This window comes from Alcaligenes sp. SJTW-7, from assembly GCF_047716895.1.
Classification (GTDB): domain Bacteria; phylum Pseudomonadota; class Gammaproteobacteria; order Burkholderiales; family Burkholderiaceae_B; genus Alcaligenes; species Alcaligenes ammonioxydans.
This window is the reverse complement of sequence record NZ_CP136682.1, coordinates 3,141,512-3,167,791: the sequence shown is the minus strand read 5'-3', so window position 1 is coordinate 3,167,791 and position 26,280 is coordinate 3,141,512. Positions and strand designations below refer to the sequence as shown.

Below are 26,280 nucleotides of genomic sequence, written 5' to 3'. Positions count from 1 at the left end.
CCGGGGCGGACTATTTGAGTTTTATTCATATTCTCTTGAGTCCGCCCGTTGCCGCCTAACGTTATTTCCGCATTTTATGGGGTTTCTGCCACCGGAGACGTTTGTCTCGGTGGTTTGACGCGCTTCCGCGCTAAAATGTTGCTTTCTTAGTTTGCTACCTACTTTATCCTTAGGAACCCTCATGTTTGACCGTTCTGCGACTCTTGACAAAGTTGATCCCGATCTTTGGGCTGCGATTCAAAGCGAAGATGTGCGCCAGGAGCAGCACATCGAGCTGATCGCCTCGGAAAACTACACCAGCCCTGCCGTGATGCAAGCCCAGGGCACACAACTGACCAATAAATACGCGGAAGGTTACCCTGGCAAACGCTACTACGGCGGTTGTGAGTTCGTGGACGTGGTCGAGCAATTGGCTATTGATCGTTTGAAAGAACTGTTTGGCGCCGAGGCCGCCAACGTCCAGCCCAACTCCGGCTCGCAAGCCAACCAGGGCGTGTACATGGCTGTGCTCAAGCCCGGTGACACTGTGCTGGGTATGAGCCTGGCCGAAGGCGGTCACCTGACCCACGGTTCCCCGGTGAATGCCTCGGGCAAGCTGTACAACTTTGTGTCCTACGGTCTGGACGCCAACGAAGAGCTGGACTACGAGGAACTGGAGCGCTTGGCCAAAGAGCACAAGCCCAAGCTGATCGTGGGTGGTGCTTCGGCTTATTCCCTGCGCATTGATTTTGAACGCATGGCGCGCATTGCGCATGAGAACGGTGCCCTGCTCATGGTGGACATCGCTCACTATGCTGGTCTGGTTGCAGGCGGGGTGTACCCCAACCCTGTGCCTCACGCTGACTTTGTGACTTCGACGACGCACAAGTCGCTGCGTGGCCCTCGTGGCGGCGTGATCATGATGAAGGCTGAGCACGAGAAAGCCATCAACTCTGCGATCTTCCCCGGCATTCAAGGCGGCCCCCTGATCCACGTCATTGCGGGTAAAGCCGTGGCGTTCAAGGAAGCGCTGGCCCCCGAGTTCAAGACTTACGCTGCTCAAGTCGTGAAAAACGCCGACGTACTGGCTCGCACCCTGGTCGAACGCGGTCTGCGCATCGTCTCTGGCCGTACCGAAAGCCACGTCATGCTGGTGGACCTGCGTCCCAAAGGTATTACCGGTAAAGTGGCTGAGGAGGCCCTGGGCAAGGCGCACATCACCGTCAACAAGAACGCCATTCCGAACGACCCTGAGAAGCCCTTTGTCACCAGCGGTGTGCGTCTGGGTACGCCTGCCATGACTACGCGCGGCTTTAAAGAAGCCGAGGCGGAATTGACGGCACATCTGATTGCTGATGTACTTGACAACCCTCACGACGAAGCCGTTTTGGCAGATGTTCGTCGCCGTGTACACGAGCTGACTGCCAAGTTGCCCGTCTACTCCTCCAAGTAATCCAGCCGGAGCGGGCCGCAAGGCCCGCGATTCTGAATGAAGTGTCCGTTCTGCCACCATGCCGATACCCAGGTGATCGATTCCCGAATCACCGAAGAAGGCGACGCCATACGGCGACGTCGTAAATGTTCGGCCTGTGAACGGCGCTTCACAACTTACGAGCGTGCTGAACTGAGCTTGCCCGTTGTGGCCAAGCGCAATGGCACCCGTATGGATTTTGACCCCGCCCGCTTGCGGGCGAGCATGGGCGTTGCGTTGCGCAAACGCTCCATCCCCATGGCGCAAGTCGATGCTGCCGTGCAGCGCATCGAAGAAAAACTTCAACTGACTGGCGAGCGTGAAGTCTCCTCGGAGACTATCGGTGAACTGGTCATGGCCGAACTCAAGCAGTTGGATCAGGTGGCGTATGTGCGTTTTGCCTCGGTCTACAAGAGTTTTAAGGACATCCGCGAGTTTGTAGAGGCGATCGACGAAATGAACGATCCCGACCGCGGCTAAGGCTTATGGTCGAACAAGAAGACGTCGTCTGGATGCGGCAGGCTCTGAAGCTGGCCGAGCAATCCCTTTATATCAGTGCCCCCAATCCCCGAGTCGCCTGTCTGATTGTGCGCGACGGCCAGTTGTTGGCTTCAGGCTCCACACAGCAGGCTGGTGGACCTCATGCAGAAGTGATGGCGTTGCGACAGGCGGCAGAGCGAGGCGTGAACGTGGCCGGCGCGACGTTTTATGTCACCCTGGAGCCTTGCAGCCATCATGGGCGTACGCCTCCTTGTGCGGATGCGCTGGTCAAGGCGGGAGCTGGGCGCGTGGTCTTTTCCATGTACGACCCTAACCCTTTGGTGGCAGGCAACGGCGTCTCACGCTTGCGTCAGGCGGGCATCTCTGTGGATGGCCCTGTGTGCGTCGAGCAGGCGCTGGCGATCAACGCCGGATTTTTTGCTCGTATGACACGCGCACGCCCCTGGTTATGGATGAAGATGGCCGCCTCACTGGATGGTCGCAGTGCCTTGCCGGATGGGCGATCTCAATGGATTACCGGACCGCAGGCCCGTGATGATGGTCACCACTGGCGCGCTCGCAGTTGCGTTGTCTTGACCGGCATCGGTACGGTGAACGCGGATAATCCCTTGATGAATGTGCGGGCGGTTTCCACTCCCCGGCCGCCTATCAAAGCCGTGCTCGACACCCATTTGCGCCTTGACCCCAAGGCTGCCTTGCTGGATGGCACCTTGTGTTGGGTATTCAGCCATCGTCGCGATCCCGAGCGTGAGGCTGAGTTGGCAGACCGCAATGCTCAGGTTATTCCCATGCCTTTGCACGAGGGCCAGGTGGATGTGTGTGCCATTCTGGATTGGATGGCCGAACAACAGATTAATGAAGTTCATGCAGAGGCGGGAGCACGACTTTCGGGGGCATTGATTGATGCTGGCGTGGTAGACCAACTGCTGATGTATCTGGCCCCTAAAATTTTGGGGCAGGGCCGCGGTGTGGCGGACATTACGGCTTTGTCGGGCCTGGAGGATGTCGAACCTTTCGAGTTCACCGACGTGCGTCTGCTGGGGGCTGACCTGCGTATTCTTGCTCGTCAGCGTGATCACTGGGATGCTTTGTTGCGTGCGGTGGGCGGGGCTTATCCTCCCGATTCGGAATAAGCCGTTTCCCCCCTAAGTCGGTGTGCTCAGGCGTATGAGCAAGAAGCCGATGAAAGCGGGGCGACAGACTCAAGTGCCTGTATCGCTCGCTCAATAGCGTCACTTTGCCTGGGCCTTGAGCGTGAGCCACCTCTCCAGTACGGCCTTGCCAACAATTCGTCCAAGAAAAAATTGAATGCTTGCGTTACAAGGACAAGTGCTGCTATTATTATGGACTTGGCATTAGCAGCTTCACATTGCTTGGCCAAAGAATAATTAGGACAGGTGGCCGAGTGGTTGAAGGCGCACGCCTGGAAAGCGTGTATACGTTTATAGCGTATCGGGGGTTCGAATCCCCCTCTGTCCGCCAAGAATTAGATCTGAAAACCCGCCCAGCGCATCGCTCGGCGGGTTTTTTATTGTCTGTAGGGTTTGAAACGGGACCTAGTCTTGCATTCACGGGCTTGAAAGGGGTGGGGGGCGGGGCGTTGGGAGTGCCCGTCTGTCTGATGCGCTGATAAACAGGTAGCCGGAAGGGTGAAGCTGCTGCTCTTTTTGCATTTGTTTTGCTGACATAGGCAAACGGTTTTGCTCTGATTTTTTTCTGATGCTTATGGCCCGACAGGCGTGGTGGGATTGCGAGGCCCTGCAGCAAAGCGATCAGACCACGTTCAAGTCACGGGGTTTTGACGTTAATTATGTAGAAATACTATTAATTTTTTTTGCTGCTGCTTTGTGATTATTTTTGTTTTCCATTCAATGTGTTTTGTTGATGGGTTTTCACATTTTTGGATTTATAAAAGAGCTCAAACAACGGTATAGTGTCGTCTTTGCGGATACGCCGTATCCGGTACCGCTTGATCTGTGCGATGAGCATTATTTAGCCGTCTATCTGTATGGTTTTTTTGAATTTTTAAAATTAAAAGTCTATAGACTATTCAGAGCTCTCTTCATGTTTATCGCTTATCCTGCTTTCGGATTGTTGACTGGTACGTTTCATTTCTCACACTGATCTTGGTTTTTAAGAATTGGGGTTCAGCCCAATTAAGGACTCTACTTATGTCGCATTATTTTAAAGCTCTTGCCATCTCTAGCGTCATCGGTATGCTGGCAACCGGGGCACAGGCCGCAACGGTGAAGGAAGTGTTCAATGGGGAAATGCTGGGTACGAATCAGCGGTACTTTGAATCGATTGCCGGGATACCGCGCCAGTCTTATGGAGACTCACATGTTTTCCGCGTGCAAGGGTGCGACATCACAGCCACCATCAACAATGGTGCAGTGGCTTCATTGAGTATGGAACTGGGCGGCCAATGCCAGGCCAATCTGGGCACATTTATCGGCGATTATGCGCCGCCGGCAGGGCAGACATTAACGCCGGGAGCCTTTGAAGAGTCTTCGGGCGGAGGCCTGAGCTATCTTGCCGATTGCCTGTCTCTCTGCGGCAATGCCGCTGATCCCTCGGTCTATGCCTTGTGGGAAGGGCCCCGGGCGGCGGGGTTTATGGAAGTGATGCTGGAGGTGGTTCTGGTAGACGGTGATGCGCTGGATGCGGCCAGCCTCTGGCAAGACCATATGACTAAAGCGGCGGGAGAGGATTTTGTCATGGACACACGCTTTAATTGTGACCGGCGCTTTGATGCTGAGGCGCATCAAGCATTTAAAGACGTCAAAGTGACTGCGGTAACGATAGGCCACGGCTTGAGCACGCCTGGCTGCTAAGGTCATTGCGACTATAAGCTGTGACTCTGGCCCTCGAAGCCGAATGGTTTCGAGGGCTTGGTTCATGACGTGAATCGCTCAGCCCTGTGTACCTTATCGTTAACAGGGCCAGGCAAGGCCGTGAAAAGCGAAATGGCGCTGTTCAGGCGGTGTCACCTTTTAAATGCTTCTTTGATTCACCCGCCTGGATAATTCCTGCGCCGTTTCCTTGCGTTCGCTGTACCTATCCACCAGATAAGCAGCGCAGTCGCGCGTCAGCAAGGTGAACTTCACCAATTCTTCCATCACATCCACCACCCGTTCATAGTAGGACGAGGGCTTCATGCGGCCTTCTTCGTCAAACTCCAAAAAGGCTTTGGCGACCGAAGACTGGTTGGGGATGGTGATCAGACGCATCCAGCGGCCCAGCACCCGCATCTGGTTCAACGCATTAAATGACTGGGAGCCACCAGATACTTGCATCAGCGCCAGTGTTTTGCCTTGAGTCGGGCGAATCGCGCCAATACTTAACGGTATCCAGTCAATTTGTGCTTTCAGGACGCTAGTCATGGCGCCGTGTCGTTCGGGCGAGGTCCAGACCATGCCTTCAGCCCACTGCACTAACTGACGCAGCTCCTGTACTTTGGGGTGGTCATCTGTCGCGCCCTCAGGCAGGGGTAGGCCCTGTGGGTCGAAAACCCTGGTTTCTGCTCCCATTGCTTCCAATAGTCGTGCGGCTTCCCAGGTCAAAAAGCGGCTGTAGGATCGTTCCCTCAAGGAACCGTACAACAGCAGGATGCGAGGTGGGTGGGTTGCACGATCCTTGGGCAGCAGTTCTGCCAGATCCGGGACTCTGAACGCTTGTTCGTCCAGATGGGCTAAGTCAGCTTTATTCAATTCTTTGTCCGTGTTCATCAATGATGGCTTGGCCGTCCTCTTTGCGAAAGGCTCCTTGTTGTGGTCGTGGAAGTATTTCCAGTACCTGTTCCGAAGGGCGGCACAAACGTGTGCCCCGTGGTGTGACGACAATGGGCCGGTTGATCAGAATGGGATGCTCCAGCATGAAGTCAATGAGTTGTTCATCAGTCCACGTAGGATCGCCTAAATGCAGTTCTTCATAGGGCGTTCCTTTCTGTCGCAGAATCTCGCGCACGCTCAGACCGCAATCTCGAATCAGTTGAATCAGGGTATCGCGCTCGGGCGGCGTTTTCAGATACTCGATGATGGTGGGTTCTTGTCCGCTATTGCGAATCAGGGCCAGTGTATTTCTGGAAGTGCCGCAAGCGGGGTTGTGATAGATGATGATGTCTGTCATGGCGTTGTTTCGTGTGAGCGGCTCAGGCGACGAGATCGAGGCGTAGTGCCAGAGCGGCAAGGGTAATCAGCAAGACGGGGGTAGTCAGAATGACCCCTACCTTGAAGTAATAGGCCCAACTGAGGGTGGTGCCTTTACGCGCCAGCACATGCAGCCATAAGAGGGTAGCCAGACTGCCTATCGGCGTGAACTTGGGGCCCAGGTCGCTGCCGATGACGTTGGCATATATCATGGCTTCTTTGACGGCGCCTTGGGCGCTGGAGGCGTCAATGGACAGGGCGGTGACCAGTACAGTGGGCATATTGTTCATGATTGAGGACAGGAAGGCGGATAGCATGCCGGTCCCCATCGCTGCGCCCCACACGCCAGCCTCAGCAAATTTGTCCAGCAATAAAGCCAGATAGTCTGTTAGCCCTGCATTGCGCAGCCCGTATACCACCAGATACATGCCCAGCGAGAACACGACAATTTGCCAGGGCGCGCCCTGCAGCACTTTTTTGGTGTTGATGGTCGTGCCGCGGGCGGCAACGGCCAGCAGGATGAGCGCACCGGTGGCGGCAATTGCACTAATGGGAATACCCAAGGGCTCCAGCGCAAAAAAACCGGTCAGCAGTAAAGCCAGGATGAGCCAGCCAGCCCTGAAAGTGGCGATGTCCTTGATGGCCTGCGAGGGTTGTCGTAATTGCTCCAGGTGATAGCGGACGGGGATGTCGCGCCGGAAATACAGTATCAGGACAATCAGGCTGCTCAGCACGGACACGAGATTGACGGGCGCCATGACCCAGGCATAGTCCGTGAAGCCCAGTTTGAAGTAGTCCGCAGAGACGATGTTCACCAGGTTGGAGACAACCAGCGGCAAACTGGCGGTGTCGGCGATAAAACCCGCTGCCATGACAAATGCCAGGGTGGCAGGGGCCGAGAAGCCCAATGCCAGCAACATGGCCATGACGATAGGCGTCAGTATCAGGGCTGCCCCATCATTGGCAAACAAGGCCGAAACCGCTGCGCCCAGAATCACGATAAAGGCAAAAAGCCGGCGTCCATTGCCAGCTCCCCAGCGTGCCACGTGAAGGGCGGCCCATTCAAAAAAGCCCGCCTCATCCAGCAACAGGCTGATGATGATAATGGCCACAAAGGTGGCAGTGGCGTTCCAGACAATATTCCAGACCAGGGCCAGATCTGTCCATTGCACTACCCCGAGCAACAAGGCCGCGGCAGCCCCCAGGGAGGCGCTCCAGCCTATACCCAGGCCTTTGGGTTGCCAGATGACAAGCGTCAAGGTGGTGATGAAAATCAGTATTGCAGCAAGCATGGTGTAGCGTTCCGAGGCCGGTTTAGCATTGCCGGCACGCGTCTGACGCGGTGCCGCAGTCCTCGCCCTGACAGCAGTTCTCGGTCAGGTAGGCGAGCAAGTCGTTCATGGTGGAAAAGGTGGCGCTGTACAACAGATTGCGACCTTGACGCTCGGCGTGAATCAGTCCGGCATGGCTGAGCTCTTTCAAGTGAAAGGACAAAGCATTGGGCGCAATCCCCAATTGTTCGGCCAGGGAGCCCGGCGTCAGCCCAGATGGGCCGGTGACGACCAGGGCGCGAAACACCCGGAGACGGGCTTCATGGGCCAGAGCAGCCAGAGAGCGGATAACGTGAGATTCTTCCATAGGGCGATAATACAATAATTCAACAATCATTGAACTAAATATCTATGTTTGTTTTTTGGAGACTTCAGACTTCAGACTTCAGACTCCAAACTACGGATGCTTTTGAGGCATGAAGACAATCGCTACGGTATTGGTCAAGCTCAGGGCCAAGACCCCAGCCGGGGCTGAGGTCAGGACAGGGAACACCTGCCAACTCGGAAGCGAGCGCAGACCGCGACCAGGAGCCGGATCAAGATTGAGGCCAAGATCTGAGCAGGGGCCGTCACCAAGGCCGAGGCCACGACCGAAGCCAAGGCCATCGCGAGCGCTCAGTTTCGGGGGGCGGGTCAAGGCAACGATAGACGCAGACACCACACTAATAGCCATAGCCATAGCCATAGCCATGGCAACAATCGTCACAACAGCAATAGCAGCAGGGACCAGCGCCGAAGAGATACCAACGGCCAGGACAGAGACCACAGCAAGCGCAATGAGAGCAACAGCAAGGATAGCAACAAGGGCAACAGCAGCGTTCAGAACAACGATCTGTACGATCTCACCGCATGAGCGGCATGAGCGGCATGAGCAGTCGAGGGCCCAGCAACTGGGTGCATGGTGTGATTTGCCAGCCGAGCCGAGCCGAGCAGTGCTAGGCGGTCAGTTGTTCACTTAACCAGTCGGCAAACACTTCTGCGCGAGGATTCTGATCCAGAGTCTGGGGAGAGAGCAGGTAGTACGCCGAGCCGTCCGGAATAAAGCCCTGCGGGGCGATGAGCTGACCGCTTTTCAGTTCGTCTTCCACCATTAAACGCGACACCAGGGCTATGCCTTGTCCGGACATGGCGGCCTGAATGCATAAATAAAAATGTTCCAGCTCCAGCTTGTTGGCCGCGTGGAGAGATTGGCCGCTCAGCCGCTCCCAGGTGGCCCAGGCTTGAGGGCGGGAACTGCTCTGTATGAGCACCTGCTGGCCCGCCTCCTCGTTGTAGGGGTAATGGGGCTGGCAAACGGGCCCGATCGTTTCCTCGCACAACCTCAAGCCGCAGACCGAGTCCGCCCAATGAAAGTCATCACGACGGATGGCGAGATCCACGCCCATTTGAGCAAAGTTTACCGGCCCTCCCGCTGTAATCAAATGCACGGTGATGGTGGGATGCAGCGCATGGAAATTGCCCAGGCGGGGAATCAGCCACTTCATGGCGATGGTGGGCTCACAGGATACGGCCAGGGCATGCTCACGCTGAGTGTGCTGCAACTGACGGACCACATCCTCCAGACGCTCAAACATGGGGGTGGTGACGTGTAGTAGCTGGCGGCCTGCCGGTGTCAGAAATACGGCCCGATTTCGTCTTTCAAACAGTTCCACGCCTAACGATTCTTCCAACGCCCGAATCTGGCGGCTGACTGCACCATGAGTGACATGCAGCAGTTGGGCTGCCTGCACAAAACTGCCTGCCTGAGCCGCGGTGTCGAAGTAGCGGAAGGCCGTGAGGTTGGGAAGATGCATAGTCAATGAAAACTCACAGAAAAGGCGCAGAATTTATCGTTTTTAAATTAGCACCGGATTATCAATAATGAAATTCTGTGTCAGCTAGTTAAATAAAAGGTTATGGGGAGTTTATTTCATCGTTTAAAAATTAGCGCTGTTTTCATAAAGAATAACAAGAACGATGGATATTCGATGAATACATGCGTCGCCAGGAAGGATTCTCCCTGTCTGAGGCAAGCAGTTTTTGCCGATGGACAGAACGAGCTCAGCGTGGCCAACCCATTCGTAGAGTGTAGGACGAACCCCTGCTTTTGGCGGGCGGCAATCTAGCTTGTCACCCCGATTTCATCAAACTTAGGCTTGTTAGAAATGTATGAACTCTTGGCAGTTGCCACTATCACTCTTTTGGCGGTGGTCAGCCCTGGACCTGACTTTGCCCTGGTCACGCGCAATGGCTATGGTTTTGGACGCAAGATCGCCTTGATCTCGGCCCTGGGTATCGCGGTCGGTGTGCAGGTGCATGTACTCTATACCGTGTTCGGGCTGGCAATTTTGATTACGCAGTCGCCTGGTGTGTTTTGGCTGATGAAGGGGGCGGGTGCCCTGTACGTGATGTACCTGGGTTACCGGACTTTTCATAACGCCGCTGGGCTGACGGTAGGGGAGGTAACGGGAAATACGCCCAGCGCCTGGCAAGCTTTTGGTATGGGTTTCCTGACCAATGCTCTGAATCCTAAAACCATGTTGTTTGTTGTGGCCACGTTCACACAGTGTGTGCAGCCAAACGCGCCCTTGTGGCTGAATTTGGCCTATGGTTTGCTGATGTCTTTGCTCCATTGGGTCTGGTTTAGCATCGTGGCCCTGGCATTTTCAACGATGCATTTGCGTACCCTTTTGCTGGCTCGACAAGGGATCTTGGACAGAGGGATTGGGGCGGCCTTGTTTGGCTTGGGGGCCTCGCTACTGTTTGCCAACGCGGTGTCATAAAGAGGCATGCTGACGCTACGGGCGCAGGCCGGATGTCAGCATGCTTTGCCCGTCTGGTCTCCCAGACGGCGTTGTCAGTACAATTAAAAAATTAATGGGTTTTGTTTTTTATTAAAAGAAGAGTATTTAATATGGCTATTGATATTAAAAATATAAAACAATAAAAAATAAAATAATGAAAATTGGTGTAAAAATAATGGAAGGCATCCGTGCCGCGGTCCCCGCCTTACGCCTTCGCGGCACGCCTGTTCCTTAATTTGCCTTTTTGTCGGCCGCCAATTTGTCCAGTTCCTCTTGTATCAGCTTGCGAATGGCGGTTTTCAAGAGCTTGCCGGTTGCCGTGTGGGGCAGTTCGTCCACCACGATCAGATCGTCAGGAATGCTCCATTTGGAGACTTGCTCGGTATATAACTCGATCATGTCCTGCTTGGTGAAGGTGGCGTCGTCTTGCAATTGCACGACCAGGACTGGCCGTTCGCCCCAGCGCTCGTCGGGTCTGGCCACCACGGCCGCTTCCTTGATGGCCGGATGAGCCTGGGCAATGTTTTCCAGTTCGATCGAGCTGATCCATTCGCCACCGGATTTCACCACGTCCTTGCTCCGGTCCACGATCTGGATGAAGCCGTCCTGATCAATGGTGACTACATCGCCCGTATTGAACCAGCCATCTTCGGTGTGGGCAGAGGTATCCGTGCTATTGAAGTAGGCGCTGGCAATCCACGGGCCGCGCACCAGCATGGCACCGAACATCTTGCCGTCACGAGCAATAGGCTGACCATCATCGCCGTCCACGCGGAACTCGACGCCAAACAGAGGACGACCTTGTCTGGCCAGCAACTTGAGTTTCTCCTTGTCAGGCAAAGCCTCGTGTTTAGGCAACAAGGCCGCCGCCAGACCGACGGGGCTGGTTTCCGTCATACCCCAGGCGTGGCGCACTTGGACGCCCAGCTTCTGGAAGCGGCTGATCATGACCGGAGGAGCTGATGAGCCGCCGATCACCAGACGTTGCAAGCTACTGAAGGTTTTGCCATTGGCCTGCATCCAGTCCAGCAGCCCCAGCCAGACGGTGGGTACGCCGGCCGTCATGGTGACCCCTTCCTTCTCAAATAGCGTGTACAGGCTGGCGCCGTCCAGTTTCGGGCCCGGCAAGACCAGCTTGGCGCCCACCATCAAGGCGGCGTAGGGCAGACCCCAGGCATTGACGTGGAACATGGGTACGATGGGGGTGATGGTGTCGTTGGCCGACAGACACAGGGCGTCGGGCAGGCTCAGGGCAAAGGCGTGCAAGATGGTGGAGCGATGGCTGTAGAGCACCCCTTTGGGTTTGCCCGTGGTACCGGAGGTGTAGCACAGGCCCGATGCTGTATTTTCGTCGAATACGGGCCACTCGAAATGGTCGGATTCGGCCGCAATCAGGGTCTCATAGCAGCGCAGATTGGGCAGCAGGTCGGATTGGGGCATGTGTGCCTCGTCCGTCATGATGACCACGGCTTTCAGTGTGGACAACTGGGGGGCCAAGGTCTCCAGAATCGGCATAAACGTCAGGTCGGCGAACAGGACGCTATCAGCGGCATGTTCGATGATGTAGGCAATTTGATCCTGAAACAGACGTGGGTTGATGGTATGACACACCAGCCCAGACCCGGAAACACCGTAATACAGCTCCAGATGGCGATAGCCATTCCAGGCCAGGGTTGCGACACGGTCACCGTGTTTCAGTCCCATGTTCTGGAGTGCATTGGCCAGCTTCTGACTGCGTTTGGACAGGTCGCTATAGGTGTACCGGTGTACCGGGCCTTCAACGGTTTGGGAGACGATCTCTGTGTCTGCGTGATAGTTCGCTGCATGTCGCAGTATGGATGACACTAACAGCGGGGTATTCATCATCATGCCAAGCATGGTTTCCATCCTCCCTGGGAGTCAATCAAACAGAACTGGCAGGCCGGCCTGACAGCATGGGATGTGGGCAGCAAATGGATGAATGATTACCACTGACTGTCATGGCCTCTTCAAGAACAGTAGCCTAAAACTCACAGATGCGTCTATGTGGTCGTTTGAAGGTGTTTGCGCCATCCCAAGGCTTGCCCAGAAGCGAGGAGATGGGGAAATTTCTAGACACAATTAACACTCTTTTGATTGAACAAAGAAGGGCGTTGAGTACAATCGGCAGCTAATTACAGCTTTTTTTAGACATAGTGTCGGATTTGCTGTCAATTTGACACGAGAGAGGCTGGGCGCAAAGAGCCCTGTGCTCGGAGCATCGTTCAATGATCGTGCTAGGTTTGCTGGGCCCATTTCGCTTTACGGTCGATCAGGTGGATCGCACCGCATCGCTGAGCTATGACAAGGTCAAACTGCTGGCGGCGGTGCTGTGCCTGGCGAACGGCAAAGTGCTGCATCGTGAGCGGCTGGCACATATGCTGTGGCCGGATCTGGCACGCGACAAGGCGCTATCACGCTTGCGTCATGCCTTGCATGTGTTGCGCAAGGCCTTGGGCGAGCAGGCTGTTTGCCTGGTCGCCCACGCCGAAGGCGCCATGGCGTTCAAGCCTGAATGTGTGCAGGTGGATGTGCTGGAATTCATGCAGGCCGATGCCGCGCAGAACGCGTGTCTGTTGCAGCGCTTGAGCCTGTATGGCGGTCGTTTTCTGGACGCGATTCCATCTCCCGATGCCGAAGCGTTCATTTCCTGGCGACGAAGCTGGGAAGATCGCCTCACCCTGGAGTTGTTCAGCGTGCGTGCCCGTCTGTTCGAGCAGGTTTTGCAGACCCATCAGTGGGATCAGGCGCTTGCACTGGCGCAGGATTGGGTGCTGCAGGCCCCCGAGCAGGAGGTCTATCATCGCCTTTTGATCCGTGCCTTGATGCAAAGAGGAGACAGGCAGGCCGCCTTGCAAGCCTATGCCCATTGTGAGCAGGCTTTGCGTCAGTACCTGGGAGTACGCCCGGACCCTGAAACACGCCGTCTGGCTGAAGCCCAATGGCCGGTGGCCGCAAGCCATGCCCCCCCAACGTCCACCCAGAGTCATCGCACGGTTGCTACGCTGGCCTTGGCCTTGTCCTGGCTGCCTGCCGATGACTCTGAGGTGCATCTGGATGGGGAGCTGATGTCGGATCAGGCTGTGTCTTATCTGGAATCCTGGCACGAGCAATTGCTTGATATTTTGCGTGCGCACGGTGCATGGATAAGCCAGTCCAGCGGGTCTACGTTGCTGGCCCACTTTGCTTGGCCACATGCACAGTCCGAGCCGGTGAATCGGGCGGTTGAGCTGGCCTGTGTGATTCGTGCCTTGCGAACACCACCGGGGATCTGCATCGGTCAGGTCGTGCACGTCAGCTTGGCTTTAGTGGACGAACAGCAGGTCAATACACATAGTCTGTTCGGGCAACTGGTCATGCCTTTGGTGTGGAAGGCCAGGCATGGTGAGATTCTGTTGAGCGCTCAGGCTGTTGCTCGGATGGCGGATTGGCAGATCAAGCAGCATCGTGGCCCGGAGGGGGTGTGTTTCAGTTTGGGAGAGGGGAAATGGATGAACGACCCTCTTTACGGCTGCCAGCCCGAGTTCGAGCAGTTGGTGGCGCAATGGCAGCAGTGCAGCCGCCTGTCCCGCAAGGCCGCGTACCGAATTCATGGTGATCTGGGGTCGGGCAAATCCCGTTTAGCCCAAGCCTTGCACAGCTACATTGTGCGCGATGGTGGGCAGCCCTTGCTGATTGATTTTTCGCGCCAGGACGTACTGCAAGGCGTGCGCGAGATGATGCAGGCTCGTCTGGATGACGGCATTGCCACCCAGGACTTGCCGCTGGCCTTAAGTCAGTGCCTGCGCGACTGGTTTGGCCTGTCTGATCTCCATTGGGATCAGGTGCTGCAACAGGCGCATCGTCTAAAAACGGAAGGCCTTCCAGGGGTGCCCGATCCGTGCCATTTGCTGCTAGCGGCGGTGCAGGCCTTTACCAGTCAGAGCCGGCCCGTGCTGGTGATTCTGGATCATGTGGATGCGCTGGATACCGGCTGTCAAAACAGCTTGGCGGCTATATGGAGTGCGGTTCAAAAGCAGCCGGCCGGAGTCTTGCTAGTGATCTTGTCACGTCAGAGCCTATTGGCGTTGGACTTTGCCCAGAGTATGACCTTGCGCCGCTTAACCGGGTCGGAGGTGGGCAAGGCGATCGGTTTTTATGCACGCGGCAAGCGCCTTTCCTCGGAGGCGAATGCGCAGATTCGTGCTCAGTGTTTGAGCAATCCCATGCTGATTAAAGACATGCTGCATTTACAGCGCTTTGGCATGCCGTTCAATTATGTGCCCCGTCTGGCAGACCGCTTGCTGCTGGATCTGGAGCAACTGGATGCGGATCGCCGCTGCGTGTTGTTGATGATGGTGTTGTGGGAACGCGCCACGCCTACGGGTTTGGCGCAGGCCTGTAATTTGCCTTTGAGCGTCGTAGAGCAATCCAGGATCAGCCTGTTGGACAAAGGCTTGTTGCAGCAAGACAGCGAGGGCCGAATTGTATGCGCCCCTTTGATGCGTTCCGCCTTGCGTCGTTTGATTGCTAAGGAAGAAAGCAAAGTCCTGTACGGTAAGCTTGCCCATAGCCTGATTCAAATGCAGCAGGCAGAAGAAGAAATAGCCGCTTGTCTGGTACAGGCCCAAAGCGCACAAGCGGCCATTTGGTGGCGCAAGGCCATTGATACGTCGCTGCGCAGCGGCGATAGCCTGCAGGCGGCACAACAGTTGTCGCAGGTCTTGAGCAGCTTGCAGTACATGAGCGATGTGCAGTTGCGCCGTCAGTACGAGCGCGACAGCTATGTCACCTTGGGGGCGCTGGAGATCAGTCGTGGTGGGCCTGCTGCCATACCCGTGTCGCGAGCGTACGCGCAGGCGGCCGGACGCAGCGAGGGCGGCGAGGATGATCTGCCCGTGCTATGGGGGCAATGGGTGATGCTGCACGGCGCAGGCAGGCTGCCGGAAAGTCTGGCTCACGCCAAGCAGTTGCAGGAACACTCCCGGCGTCAGGGCCATAGCGCCTGGTATGGTTGGGGCCTGTACGCCGAAGCGCAATACCTGTTCTGGAAAGGCCGTGTGCAACCAGCCGAGCTGGCCCTGGACGAGGCGCTGCGTGCGCTGGCTTACGAACAGCCCGTTCCGGCCATGGATACGGCCCTGGGTCATCATTGTCCGGCTTTGGTGCATAGCCTGTTGGGCTTGACTCAGGTGTTGCAGGGGCGCTTTGAGCAGGGTGTGGCCAGTGCCCGCCATGCCCAGTTTCTGGCCAGTCAAAGTCAGTCGCGCATTTCGGCGGTAATTGCTGAAATTCAGATGCTGCGCATTCTGTATTTGCAAGGTGATCTGGAGGTGCTGACGGAACGTAGTCAGGCTTTGCTGTCCACGTTGCAGCCTGTCTTGCCGGACAGTGTCTGGTGTGCGGTTGCCGAGACCTATGTGCTGTATTGCCGCCTGGTCAAAGGTGAGGAGACTAGGTCTGAGCTGGCCCGTTTGCTTGGTTTGCTGCCTGAGTTTGCGCGCAGCATGCCGTTGGCGACGGATGCTTTTCTGTGTATTTTGGCCCGCTGCCATCTGGCCCAAGGGGAAATTGAACGTGCCAGCCAAGCCCTGGATCAAGTCTGCCAGATAGGGCAGGAGCGGGCTTCTACCCTGTATCTGCCAGAGCTTGACTGCTTGAGGGGGGATCTGGCCTGGGTCAGTGCGGATAGAGACCAGGCGCAGGTTTGCTGGGCTCAGGCCCAGCAAGAAGTCTTGCGCAGCGGCCTGTACGCCTATGAAGGTTGGCTCAGGCAACGACGCGAGCACCTCCCCGATCTGGCGGAACGTCGTGTGTGGGTTCAGCGCCACCCCGGTTAGAACTGGACGTTGATACCCGCAAAAATTTGCCACACTGGTGCGCCTGCGCCTTTCTTATCGACAGAGTATTGCGGTTCGATAAAGGCGTTGATCACGCTCTTGCCAGGTTTGAATACTTTGCCCAGACCCAGGCCCACGGGAATGTGATGGGTATGGTTTTGCAGGTCAAAGGTCCACACCCCGCTCGAGCGCAAGTAAAAACCATTAGGCAGGTTATAGAACAGGGCGGGCTGGAAGGTGGCCGTCTTGACCCTCTCGCGGTCCGAGTCCCCGGCAAAGGATTGCTGAAAAGTCAGCAGTCCGCCTGCCAGCCCCCAGTCCCTGCTGGCAACCAAGGCTGCGGCACTGCCAATTTGCCATTTGCCTTGTCCCAGCCAATCGTTCGACGCCGTAGGCATCACCAGCAAGGGGCCGATGCCATAGGAAAAACTACCAGCGTTTTTCATGAATACATCCATGAACGTGATGTCGCCCAAGCCAGATTTGCTGCCCAGACGATCGTGGTGCAAGGCCACAATCGGTACATTCAAACGCCACAGCTGCGGCAGACCAAAGGTCTTGTTGGGCAGGACGGCACGCAGCACGGTCTGATTTGCCCACGCATTCTCGAGCTTGTACAGCTCGGGTACGTAGTAGTCGTGCAAGCTGACCATGGGCCGGGGGCTTAACGGGTTATTGGCGTCGTTCTGGGACTGAGCCAGGGCCCCCGAGCTGATCAGGCTGGTGGCCAACAGGCCAAATATTGTCTTTTGCATATGCATACCTCCTCGAAAAACTGAAGGTAGGAAGGCGGCGTTGAAAAAGCATTTAAAGCGGGCCACTGTGGCAAAGTCGCCGTTTGGGCTATCGGGTCCGCTTTGCTCGCAGAATGAGACGCTTGTTGAAAAAGCCCATCAGGAGGAGCGTGCCATGGCACATGCAGCAATAAGAACAGTCATGCTGGCGGCAGTAGTCAGTGCGGGTTTGGTTCAGGCACAGGCCGCGCCTGCCACGCAGGCAACTCAGGAGCGCCATGCTCAATGGATGAAAACACTCCCGTTTGATGATACCCAGGACTTCAAGAACGCCCAGCGCGGTTTGATTTATCGCGAGCCCAGCCTGCAGATCAAAGGCGTGAACGGCAATGTGGTGTGGGATCTGGATTCTTACAAGGCCTTTATCAAGCCAGATAGCGTTGCTCCCAGCACGGTGCATCCCGGTTTGTGGCGCATGTCGCAGTTGAATTTGCTCGATGGTGTGTACAAGGTGACGGACAATATTTATCAGGTGCGCGGCTATGACTTGTCCAACATCACCTTTGTACGCGGCACAAGCGGCTGGATTGTGTTTGATGTGGGTACTTCTACCGAAACGGCCGCTGCTGCGTATGCCTTGTTGCAAAAACATGTGCAGGCCGCCCCTATCAAGGCGATTATTTACAGTCATTCCCACATAGACCATTACGCCGGAGTCAAGGGACTGGTGGATCAGGCTGCGGTGGACTCAGGACAGGTGCAGATCATTGCGCCAGAAGGTTTTGTGGAGCATGCCATCAGCGAGGGGGTGATTGCAGGCAATGCCATGAAGCGTCGTGCGACTTATATGTATGGGGCCTTCTTGCCGCGCGGCCCGGAGCATAGCGTAGGCTCGGGGCTGGGCATGACCAATCCGCTGGGTTCGGTCTCCTTGATTGCACCGACGCGTTCGATATCAAGATCCGGTGAAACACTGGTGGTTGATGGCGTTGAAATGGTCATGCAACTGACACCGGGCACTGAAGCTCCGGTAGAGATGAATACCTATCTGCCACAATTCAAAGCCATGTGGATGGCCGAGAACACGACCAACACCATGCACAATATTCTGTCCTTGCGCGGTACACAGGTGCGGGATGCCAGGCAATGGGCCAACTACATCAATGAAACCATTGACCTGTTTGGCGACAGCACGGAGGTGAAGTTTCAGGCGCACCACTGGCCTGTGTGGGGCAAGGAGCAGGTCCACGATTACCTTGTCAAGCAGCGTGATTTGTACAAGTACATTCACGATCGCAGTGTGAACCTGATGAACAAGGGCTATACCGGCGAAGAAATTGCCGAGCTGATCGAGCTGCCCGAGTCTTTGCAGAAAGACTGGGCAACGCGCGGTTATTACGGCTCACTTAAACACAATGCACGGGCGGTGTATCAGTACTACATGGGCTGGTACGACGGCAATCCCTCCAGTCTGGATGTCTTGCCACCAACGGCAGCAGGGGCGAAGTATGTGGAATACATAGGGCGTGATCGGCTCCTGCAAAAAGCAAATGAAGACTTTGATCGCGGTGAGTATAGATGGGTTGCCATGGTGGTGAAGCATTTGGTCTTTGCCGATGCGAAAGATGCAGAAGCACGCCAATTGCTGGCCAATAGCTACGAGCAACTGGGTTATCAGGCCGAGTCCGGGCCGTGGCGGTCCATCTATCTGCAAGGGGCCCTGGAGCTGCGCAAGGGTGCGCCGGATCTACCTGTGCCTCCCAACAATAATGCCGATCTGCTCGCTGCCCTGACCCCAGAGATGATGTTTGACTTGATGGCCGTGCGTCTGGACGACGAGAAGGTCAAAGACAAGGAGCTGACTGTTGCTTTTCATTTTGTGGATATGGACACGACGTATACCGTCAGCATTGGCAATTCGGTGCTTAATTACAGTACGCGCCCCGGTTTGCCGGCTCAAGCCACCATGTCAGTCAGTCTGGCGGATTTCAAGCTGATTCAAGGCAAGATGCTGGACTGGAAAACGGCCATGAAAACGGATCGCGCCAAGCTTCAAGGTCTGGGCCGTAAGTTTCAGGAATTTGGAGGTCTGTTTGAGGAGCCTGGCTTGTGGTTCAACATCGTGACGCCTTGAGGACGGTGCTCAGGACCGCGTGGCTTGACCGAGTGTTTGTTGCGATGCGACGACAAGGGTCTTTGGCGGGTATGGATTAAACGTTTTCTGTGCATTATTTGCATTAAGGTGCTGGCTCGAGGGCGGTCTGTGGTGGGTTTATGGCCAGGGACGCCTTGTGCCACACTCAAGCCAGGAACCTTTGTTTATGTCCGCGACCTTGAAATCCCTGTTCAGTGCTGGTGTCTTGCTGGCAGCGTCGGTGAGCGCTCAAGCCTATCAGTCTGAAACGATCCATAACAAGAAAGGGGAGGCTGTATTTGAACTACGCATTTACGGTACGCAGGATGGCTCCTACTCTATCGATGATCCGGTCAATGGGCCACGATCCGTTTTTGATCTGGACGATAATGCGCATGCGAAAATTCGAGGCGCCTTAAGTCGCTGGGCAGAAATCGTCTCTTTGAAGCCGGGGCATGTGCCCGCCATTATCAATATTGGCACAGTAGGCGGTCAGGATGCTCGGGCGGGGACCACGGTGACGCCTGACCCAGACTCCGCAGGCTCGCTTTACCTGCTTCTGCCTCAGGCTGCCTTACTCAATAAGCTGGACAGCGATCAACTTAAGCACCCTCTTGCCGAGGTTGTGGTGGGAACCATCGATTTTGATACCGCTGCGCTTCGGCCCAGCCAACTTCCCCTGAATGCCCAGGCAGATTATGCGGCTGTCATGTTCCATGAGTTTGGCCATACGATGGGAATGATTGGTGTGGCCGTGGACGCCTGGGGACTAGGGTCGGATACGCCGTACATCCGTCCGGTTTTGACGTCATGGGCGCAGGGTTTGCGCGATGACAATGGCAATGCGGCCCGGCCCGGACAGGCGGTGCTGTGCTCGATGTGCAATAACGCTTACGACCCAGACGCGTTTGACTTGCGCAAGGACCAGGGCTATTTCACGGGCCAGCATGTGCAGGAAGTCATGGACGGCGCCATGCCCGGCATACCGGTGCGGATTTTGGGCTATGTAAATACGCAGCCATTCGGGGTGGATACGGATTATATGGCGCATTCAGAGCTGCGCAACAGCTTGATGAGCCACCAGTCTTATCGCAATTACACCACGATGATGGAAGCGGAGCTGGCATCCTTGCAGGATATGGGCTTGAAGATCGACCGACGTAATTTCTATGGCTATTCTGTCTACGGCGATGGGCTCACATTGACGAGCAAAAATGGTTTTTTTGCTCGAAACAGCGAAGGGACGGCTTATCTGCCGGGCCAATACAACCAGGCTACTCAAGGCGTGGGGTTGCATATTTATGGGGAGCGCAACACCCTGACCCAGGCGGCTGATTTGTTAAGTGCCGGTCCCGGCGGAGTCGGTGTGCGCGTGGATGGCAGCGAAAACACACTCATCATTCCCGAAAGTACCCGTATTCACGCGCAAGGCTGGTATGGCCGCGGCCTGCAGTTCAGCTATGGTCGCGAACACACGATTGTGCAGCGGGGCGAAGTACGCGCTGAGGGAGAGGACGGCGTTGCCGCGCTGTTTGACTTCGGTCATAACGCCATGGGCAGTTTTGCAGATGGTATTGAGGGAGGTGACTATCGTGGCTCCTGGTTGGTGAATTTCCGGGGCACCCTGGTTGCCGCCGAGGAATTACCCTTGGCTTTGCAGGGCGCGCTGATCAAGGACTACCACCTGTCCGGCCTGTTGTCGGGCAGGAAAGCGGCCATTCAGATTTCCGACAATGCACAGGTTGAAAATATCAATGTCCTGCAGGGGGCCCGGATTCAGGGCGATATCCTGTCTGACTATTCCACTCGCCAAAGCAATGGCGAGCTGTTTGTTACCCATGTGAATTTTGGGCAGAAAGCCGATGATCAAGGGCGCGCCACGAGGCAGGCCGATCCTGATTTCCGTCTGCGCTACGAGGGTAATATTCAGGGTGTCGATAATCTGGCCGTCGTGATTGCGGGCGGGGAAAGCTCGCTCAATGGCCAGCATCAATTGCATGGTCTGCGTGTGGATGCAGGCGCCACGCTCAGCGGCAACAGCAGTTACGTCATCAATCCGGAAGGCAACTTCAGTAACCACGGTACCTTGAGTCCGGGTAATTCATTTGGTCAGATGACGATTCAAGGCGATTTCATTCAGGCCCCCGAAGGCCGGGTGTTGATTGAAGCGGACACGCGTCAGCATGATCGGATCGAGGTGCAGGGGCTGGCTCAACTGGCTGGTGAACTGAAAGTGCAGTTGCAGCCGGACTGGTATGCCGATGGTTGGTCCCTGAGCCAGAACACGGTCTTTCAGGCCACACAGACTCAGGGTGGATTTGATCTGCTGACAGCCAGCCTGAACTCGCCCAGCCTGCGTGTTCAGGTCAATAACGGCGGTTGGTCGGTTAGCCGTGACGCGGCGGCTTACTCGCCCTATGCAGGCAATCCTAATGCAGGGGCCGTGGGCCGCAGTCTGGAGCAGGCTTCTACTGACAATCAGCGTCCCTTGGCGTCTGTCTACCAGGCGCTAGACTTTTCCAGCGCGGATGGCAGCCAGATCGGTGACGCACTCAATCAGCTCAGTGCCGGCGCGTACGGGGCGCAATTGGCTGCCAGCTTGCGCAGAGAGCAACTGGTGTCCGAGCAACTGCGTCAGCGACCTGGTCTGGGCAAGGATGGATGGCAAACCTTTATTCAGCCTTTTGGGGGCCGTTACCACTGGCAGTTAACTGCTAATGAGGTCGACCATCGCAGTCAGACTTACGGGGTGGTGTTCGGCGCGGAGCATCGCGCTGCTGGCAGCGATTGGAGCCTGGGGGCTCATGCAACTGCCAATGAGCAGAGTTTGAATATAGATGCCCCTTATCAGGGCAAGAGCACGCTGACGGGTTTGGGCGCCGGCGTCCATGCCTTGTATCGTGCCGATGCTCGCGAGGGTTGGCAAGGTCTGGCGCAAGTCCGTGTGGGTTTGGAGCAGGGCAAGCTGAACCGACGCATCGCGTTTTCTGATTATCAAGCGAACCCCAAGTCCGACTGGACCGGTCACACCTTTGCAGCGGGCATCCAGACAGCCTATAACTGGCCCTTGGGCGAGGCTGGCAGCATAGGTCCCGTTCTGGCTCTGGATTACCTGCGTTACAGCCGTCCCGGTTTCAGTGAGCAAGGCGATGCAGGCAGCCGCTTGCAGCTGGATTCGACCCGTGCCCAGTCCTTGCAAGCCTCGCTGGGTCTGGCGGTCAGCCAGGCTTGGGAGCTGAAACAGGGTCGTCGTTTGCAGGCCGAAGTGTCCGCGTCCTGGGAGCAGGCTTTGTTAGGCCGCAAGCAGACGCAGTACGCACGGTTTGAAGCCTCACCCCAGACGGGTTTTGATGGTCGCTATGCGCGGGTCGACAGTCATGCGCTGGCCTTGCGCGCAGGATTGACGCTGCAAAGCTCGGAGCGTTTGCGTGTGGGGGTGTCGGCGGGAACCCGTTTACTGGGCAATAGCCGGGCGGATATTTCGGGCAATGTGTCGCTGAACTGGGCGTTCTAGGCCTTGTTAGTCGTCATTTTGAACGCTTGCTGTCTGTGTGTGTCCCGTCAGCTTGCCTGGCTGGCGGAGCGACTCCGGCAGTCAGGCAAGCTCGCTCAACGTAGTCCGGTCAGGCGTCCGGTTCAGGCGGCCTGACGGCTGCTCTCGAACCAGTTCCACAGCGCCTGATGCTCGGGCTCCAGTTCCACCGCCAGGCCCCCTGTGAACGCGCGCCATGCAGGCAGGTAGGTATGAGACACAACAGTCAGTACCGGGTAGCCTTTATCGATCAAGGCCAGGATTTCGTCGTTAAAACCTTGACCATCGGCTTCCATAATTCCAAAACGATTCACAATCACCAGATCGGCATGACTGTCCAGCGCCTGTCGTAGCACTTCGCTGGCGTGCAGCAAGGCGCCAATATCCAGGCGACAGGCGCTGGATTCGGTTCCCAGATTCTGAGTGATGGGGTAGAGAGTGCCTTTGTCCAGATCCTGCACGGTGCGCAGGCTGTGATCTCCCTTCTGGATGGCGGGGCCTTGCACCAGGCCGTAGACACGGTAATGTTGAGCGCGCAGCGCCTGTATGAATTCCAGCAGCAGGGCATCAGCACTGCCTTTGCCCGCATGTACGATGGCGGCAAGGGCAACGGGCGTAGAAGGGGTGTCCATCAGGGTTGAGCTCCGGTCTGCTTTTTGATTCATGGCATAAAGACTCTTTTTACACGCTTTCGGCAAAGGCTGGGAAGCGGCAAGTGAGATTGTGTTTTGGGTGATGCTTGGCCTATTTTGAGGGCACGCAGAGGGCGTCCATGTGTAATTGATACCCCGGGCTTCTCGCGTGACAGGCTGCAACCTGTCAGCCCACCGACACGTTTGCCATCTTGCAGGTCAATCTGTCAGGGGAGAGAGAGTGGGATAATAGTCCGCCAGCCAGCCCTCAATCCTGCGGACAGGCGCGTGCCAGGTGCAATGCTTTAGATGAACAGGCAAAGGTCGAGCAGTCTGTTTTGTTTTTGAGTCAGTTCCCCCACTCTCACAGGCAGAAGTCCGGTTCCATGAGACAATTCATGCACTTTTAGTGATGGATGGGATATTCGATTGGACAAGACTTTTGTTAAGGGCCTGGTGCTCCTGGAAGCCCTGGCCAAGCACGAACGAGGCTCGGGCGTGACCGAGCTGGCCAATCAACTGATGCTCAATAAAAGCAATGTGCATCGTTTGCTGCAGGCGCTGGTTCATCAAGGCTTTGCGCGCAAGAACGAAGACACCGGACGCTATGAGCTGACCATGAAGCTCTGGGAGCTGGGCTCGGGCCTGGCCAACCGGCTGGATGTGCGGATGGAGGCCTTGCCCTTCATGAAAGAGCTGGCCGAGCAGACTCAGGAAACCGTCCACCTCTCGCTGCTCGATGGGGTAGAGGTGCTGTATATCGAAAAGATGGACAGTCCGCAGCCGGTGCGAGCCTACACCACCGTGGGCGGACGCTCGCCTGCGCAGTGCGTGGCCACGGGCAAGGCTCTGCTGGCCTGGGCCAGTGAAGACACGCTCAATCTTCTCAAGAACCGCCTCAAGCCCTATACCCCCCGTAGCCTGGTCAAGTTTGGTGATCTGCGTCGCGAGCTGGAGCAGGTGCGCGAGCAAGGGTTTGCACTCAATCGTGGCGAATGGCGTGAACAGGTCGTGGGCGCGGCCGCGCCTATTTACGATAGCCGTGGAATGGTGGTGGCGGCTTTGGGGATTTCCGGGCCTGCGGAACGGCTGGAGGAGGCCCGCTTGGTGCAGGCCGGTAAAACACTGGTGACGGCCGCCGCGCAGATCTCGCGCCGATTAGGGTATAGCGGTCGCTAAACCGCTGTAGCGGATAGGTTCCGGGCTGGATGAAGCAGCCCGGCTTTGAGCGGTTGTCACAGTTTGGAGCTTGCCCCGGTTTTCTGGGACAGTTCAATTCAAACCAAAGAACTCAAGACGTCGCGGCCTGCCTGAAGGCCGCAATTCTTTGTTTGATACCGGGTGCGGACGCAGAGCGCACCAAGGCCGCCATATCCCGATCAACCTGTTGTGGGCAGCCGGTTAACTGATGCAGATAGGCGCGACTGGTTGCGTCCAGCAAGCCTGCTGTCTGTTGCGCTTGCTCGATGACAGCAGGCCATGTGTCAGGCTCTTGTATCCCTTCAATAAAACCCAGTTGCTCTGCTTTGGCAGCATCAAACACCTGGCTGCCTGCCAGGAGCTGATGAGCCTGCTGGCCGCCAATCAAGGCCGCCAGTCTGCCGGTTCCCAGTGCCAGGCCAAATTGCAGTCCAGGCATGCGAAAGCGAGCATCCGCGCTGGCGACGCGTTGACGGCAGACCGCAATCAAATCCACGCCTGCCCCAAAGTTTTGCCCATGCGCCAGGGCCAAGGTGGCGCATGGTGTGTGAGCCAGCAGCTGCAGAAGGGTTTCGATGCGGATAAATCGCAGTACCAGATCCCCTTCGCTTTGCTGCTCGTAGTCGCTGAAGTCAAAACCCGCACTGAAGTTGCGGCCTTCCCCGCGCAGAATCAATAAATCGGCCTGGGCCTGTTCTGCGGCCTGCACGGCCGCGATCAAGGCTTCTACCAGCTCGGCTGACAAGGCATTGCGCTTGTCAGGCCGGTTCAGTGTCAGGGTCCAGACTTTATCCTGGCAGTCCACGTTCAGGCTGGGGCTGCTGCTGCCGTACCGCGCGGTCATGGGGTGACTCCGTGCAGGATGCTGTCGTTGTGCTCGCCCAGCGCGGGTGGTGCCAGACGGACGGGCAAGCCCACCCCATTGATACGCAGGGGCGAGACAAAGGTGCGGGTTTCGGTATCCGTACCCGGCAGGCGGATGTTTTGCACCCATTGCATGTGCTCGACTTGCGGGTCGCGCAAGACGTCGGAATAGCGGTTGATGGGGCTGCACGGTACGCCCTGGGCACGGAATTGAGCCAGCCAGTGTTCGGAGTCGTGTTGCGCAAAAATGGCTTCCAGCAGTTCACGCAAGGCATCTTGATGTTTGGCGCGCAAGGTGGTGCTGGTAAAACGCTCGTCCTCGGTCAGATCAGGGCGTTCAACGACCTGACAGACAGATCGCCATAGTGCATCGTTGCCCGCTGCCATGGCGAAGTAACCGCCTTTGCACTGGAATGCCTGATAGGGAGCATTGCGTGGGTGAGCGGAGCCCAGCTTGTCCGGATCGCGGCCGCTGCCAAAATATTCCGAGGTTTGCAGCGCAGCGATGGCCAGCGTAGTACCCAGCATGGGGACGTCGATATGCGCGCCCTGACCGGTGGCGCGTGCTTGCGGCAGGGCGGCGCTGATGGCAAAAGCGGCATATAAACCGGCAGCAAAGTCTGCCAGCGGCACACCACACTTGACCGGGGCGCCGCCGGCTTCGCCCGTTACGCTCATCACGCCGCTCATGGCCTGGATGGTCAGGTCAAAGCCGCCTTCCTGCGAGCGCGGACCGCTTTGCCCGTAGGCCGAAATCGAGCAATACAGCAGCCTGGGATTCAGGGCCTTCAGGCTTTCATAATCCAGCCCTAAACGCTGCATGACGCCGGGCCGGTTGTTCTCCAGCAAGACGTCGGCATCCAGTACCAGCTGGCGTGCCTTGGCCACATCATCGGGGTTTTTCAGATCCAGCGTTACTGAACGCTTGTTGCGGTTTAGCGAAGCAAAGTTCTCGCTATAGCCCTGGTTGATGGGTGGCCAGCTTCGCAAGGTGTCACCCCCTTTGGGGTGCTCGATCTTGATGACGTCGGCCCCCATATCGGCCAATAACATACCGCAGTATGGGCCAGCGGCCACATTGCAAAATTCCAGTATCCGAACCCCGTTCAGGGGCAATGTCGTATCCATGAATCA

Annotated in this window: 19 protein-coding genes and 1 tRNA gene; 10 read left to right on the top strand and 10 right to left on the bottom strand. The window is 56.6% G+C overall.

Annotated features, from left to right (window positions below):
• Window positions 1-181 precede the first annotated feature (181 nt).
• The 5 genes from glyA to RSQ48_RS14300 all read left to right on the top strand — a co-directional run bounded on the left by glyA (window position 182) and on the right by RSQ48_RS14300 (window position 4,785).
• Complete coding sequence (gene glyA / locus RSQ48_RS14320) at window positions 182-1,432, top strand: serine hydroxymethyltransferase (protein WP_003801816.1); 1,251 nt, start codon at window positions 182-184, stop codon at window positions 1,430-1,432.
• Window positions 1,433-1,468: 36 nt separating this feature from the next.
• The gene (gene nrdR / locus RSQ48_RS14315) at window positions 1,469-1,930 is read left to right on the top strand and encodes a transcriptional regulator NrdR (protein ID WP_003801815.1); all 462 of its coding nucleotides are present in this window, start codon (window positions 1,469-1,471) and stop codon (window positions 1,928-1,930) included.
• A gap of 5 nt (window positions 1,931-1,935) precedes the next feature.
• Window positions 1,936-3,084 (top strand): bifunctional diaminohydroxyphosphoribosylaminopyrimidine deaminase/5-amino-6-(5-phosphoribosylamino)uracil reductase RibD, encoded by a 1,149-nt coding sequence (gene ribD, locus RSQ48_RS14310; protein ID WP_003801810.1) that lies wholly within the window; start codon window positions 1,936-1,938, stop codon window positions 3,082-3,084.
• Between the two features lie 258 nt (window positions 3,085-3,342).
• Window positions 3,343-3,433, top strand: a tRNA-Ser gene (locus tag RSQ48_RS14305).
• A 689-nt stretch (window positions 3,434-4,122) separates the two neighbouring features.
• Window positions 4,123-4,785 carry a hypothetical protein gene (locus RSQ48_RS14300; RefSeq protein WP_003801808.1) on the top strand — a complete coding sequence of 221 codons (663 nt, stop codon included), beginning with the start codon at window positions 4,123-4,125 and terminating at the stop codon, window positions 4,783-4,785.
• Window positions 4,786-4,944: 159 nt separating this feature from the next.
• On the opposite strand, the gene arsH is transcribed toward RSQ48_RS14300, so the two are convergent.
• The 5 genes from arsH to RSQ48_RS14275 all read right to left on the bottom strand — a co-directional run bounded on the left by arsH (window position 4,945) and on the right by RSQ48_RS14275 (window position 9,223).
• On the bottom strand, window positions 4,945-5,679 hold the full coding sequence (arsH, locus tag RSQ48_RS14295; RefSeq protein WP_059318268.1) for an arsenical resistance protein ArsH: 735 nt from the start codon (window positions 5,677-5,679) through the stop codon (window positions 4,945-4,947).
• On the bottom strand, window positions 5,654-6,079 hold the full coding sequence (gene arsC / locus RSQ48_RS14290; RefSeq protein WP_003801804.1) for an arsenate reductase (glutaredoxin): 426 nt from the start codon (window positions 6,077-6,079) through the stop codon (window positions 5,654-5,656). The genes arsH and arsC overlap by 26 nt, the downstream gene beginning before the upstream one ends.
• 22 nt (window positions 6,080-6,101) lie before the next feature.
• A complete protein-coding gene (locus RSQ48_RS14285) occupies window positions 6,102-7,391 on the bottom strand; it encodes an arsenic transporter (protein WP_003801802.1) in 1,290 nt (429 codons plus the stop codon).
• Between the two features lie 22 nt (window positions 7,392-7,413).
• Complete coding sequence (locus RSQ48_RS14280; protein WP_039943427.1) at window positions 7,414-7,737, bottom strand: ArsR/SmtB family transcription factor; 324 nt, start codon at window positions 7,735-7,737, stop codon at window positions 7,414-7,416.
• A gap of 628 nt (window positions 7,738-8,365) precedes the next feature.
• Window positions 8,366-9,223 (bottom strand): LysR substrate-binding domain-containing protein, encoded by an 858-nt coding sequence (locus RSQ48_RS14275; protein WP_059318270.1) that lies wholly within the window; start codon window positions 9,221-9,223, stop codon window positions 8,366-8,368.
• 351 nt (window positions 9,224-9,574) lie between these two features.
• Here RSQ48_RS14275 and RSQ48_RS14270 point away from each other — a divergent pair, with 351 nt between their 5' ends.
• Window positions 9,575-10,192: a LysE family translocator gene (locus RSQ48_RS14270; protein WP_003801794.1), complete on the top strand. Its 618-nt coding sequence runs from the start codon at window positions 9,575-9,577 to the stop codon at window positions 10,190-10,192.
• 252 nt (window positions 10,193-10,444) lie between these two features.
• On the opposite strand, the gene RSQ48_RS14265 is transcribed toward RSQ48_RS14270, so the two are convergent.
• Window positions 10,445-12,091 carry a long-chain-fatty-acid--CoA ligase gene (locus RSQ48_RS14265; RefSeq protein WP_415301923.1) on the bottom strand — a complete coding sequence of 549 codons (1,647 nt, stop codon included), beginning with the start codon at window positions 12,089-12,091 and terminating at the stop codon, window positions 10,445-10,447.
• Between the two features lie 368 nt (window positions 12,092-12,459).
• On the opposite strand from RSQ48_RS14265, the gene RSQ48_RS14260 reads away from it, so the two are divergent.
• Window positions 12,460-16,050 (top strand): BTAD domain-containing putative transcriptional regulator, encoded by a 3,591-nt coding sequence (locus RSQ48_RS14260; protein WP_003801791.1) that lies wholly within the window; start codon window positions 12,460-12,462, stop codon window positions 16,048-16,050.
• Here RSQ48_RS14260 and RSQ48_RS14255 read toward each other — a convergent pair.
• The gene (locus tag RSQ48_RS14255) at window positions 16,047-16,805 is read right to left on the bottom strand and encodes a hypothetical protein (protein WP_003801789.1); all 759 of its coding nucleotides are present in this window, start codon (window positions 16,803-16,805) and stop codon (window positions 16,047-16,049) included. The two genes, RSQ48_RS14260 and RSQ48_RS14255, sit on opposite strands and share 4 nt — an antisense overlap.
• A 154-nt stretch (window positions 16,806-16,959) precedes the next feature.
• Between RSQ48_RS14255 and RSQ48_RS14250 the strand changes: the two genes are divergently transcribed.
• Window positions 16,960-18,918: an alkyl/aryl-sulfatase gene (locus RSQ48_RS14250; protein ID WP_301605985.1), complete on the top strand. Its 1,959-nt coding sequence runs from the start codon at window positions 16,960-16,962 to the stop codon at window positions 18,916-18,918.
• Window positions 18,919-19,105: 187 nt separating this feature from the next.
• Window positions 19,106-22,432, top strand: coding sequence for an autotransporter domain-containing protein (locus RSQ48_RS14245; protein WP_415301922.1), 3,327 nt, complete (start codon window positions 19,106-19,108; stop codon window positions 22,430-22,432).
• Between the two features lie 122 nt (window positions 22,433-22,554).
• Here RSQ48_RS14245 and RSQ48_RS14240 read toward each other — a convergent pair whose 3' ends face one another.
• A complete protein-coding gene (locus tag RSQ48_RS14240; RefSeq protein ID WP_051010430.1) occupies window positions 22,555-23,082 on the bottom strand; it encodes a DUF2478 domain-containing protein in 528 nt (175 codons plus the stop codon).
• 429 nt (window positions 23,083-23,511) lie between these two features.
• On the opposite strand from RSQ48_RS14240, the gene RSQ48_RS14235 reads away from it, so the two are divergent.
• Window positions 23,512-24,261 (top strand): IclR family transcriptional regulator, encoded by a 750-nt coding sequence (locus RSQ48_RS14235; protein WP_415301921.1) that lies wholly within the window; start codon window positions 23,512-23,514, stop codon window positions 24,259-24,261.
• A gap of 112 nt (window positions 24,262-24,373) precedes the next feature.
• On the opposite strand, the gene RSQ48_RS14230 is transcribed toward RSQ48_RS14235, so the two are convergent.
• Window positions 24,374-25,126 carry an enoyl-CoA hydratase/isomerase family protein gene (locus RSQ48_RS14230; protein ID WP_003801781.1) on the bottom strand — a complete coding sequence of 251 codons (753 nt, stop codon included), beginning with the start codon at window positions 25,124-25,126 and terminating at the stop codon, window positions 24,374-24,376.
• Window positions 25,123-26,274 carry a CaiB/BaiF CoA transferase family protein gene (locus RSQ48_RS14225; protein WP_003801777.1) on the bottom strand — a complete coding sequence of 384 codons (1,152 nt, stop codon included), beginning with the start codon at window positions 26,272-26,274 and terminating at the stop codon, window positions 25,123-25,125. Before RSQ48_RS14225 ends, RSQ48_RS14230 begins: the two co-directional genes overlap by 4 nt.
• Between the last annotated feature and the right edge of the window lie 6 nt (window positions 26,275-26,280).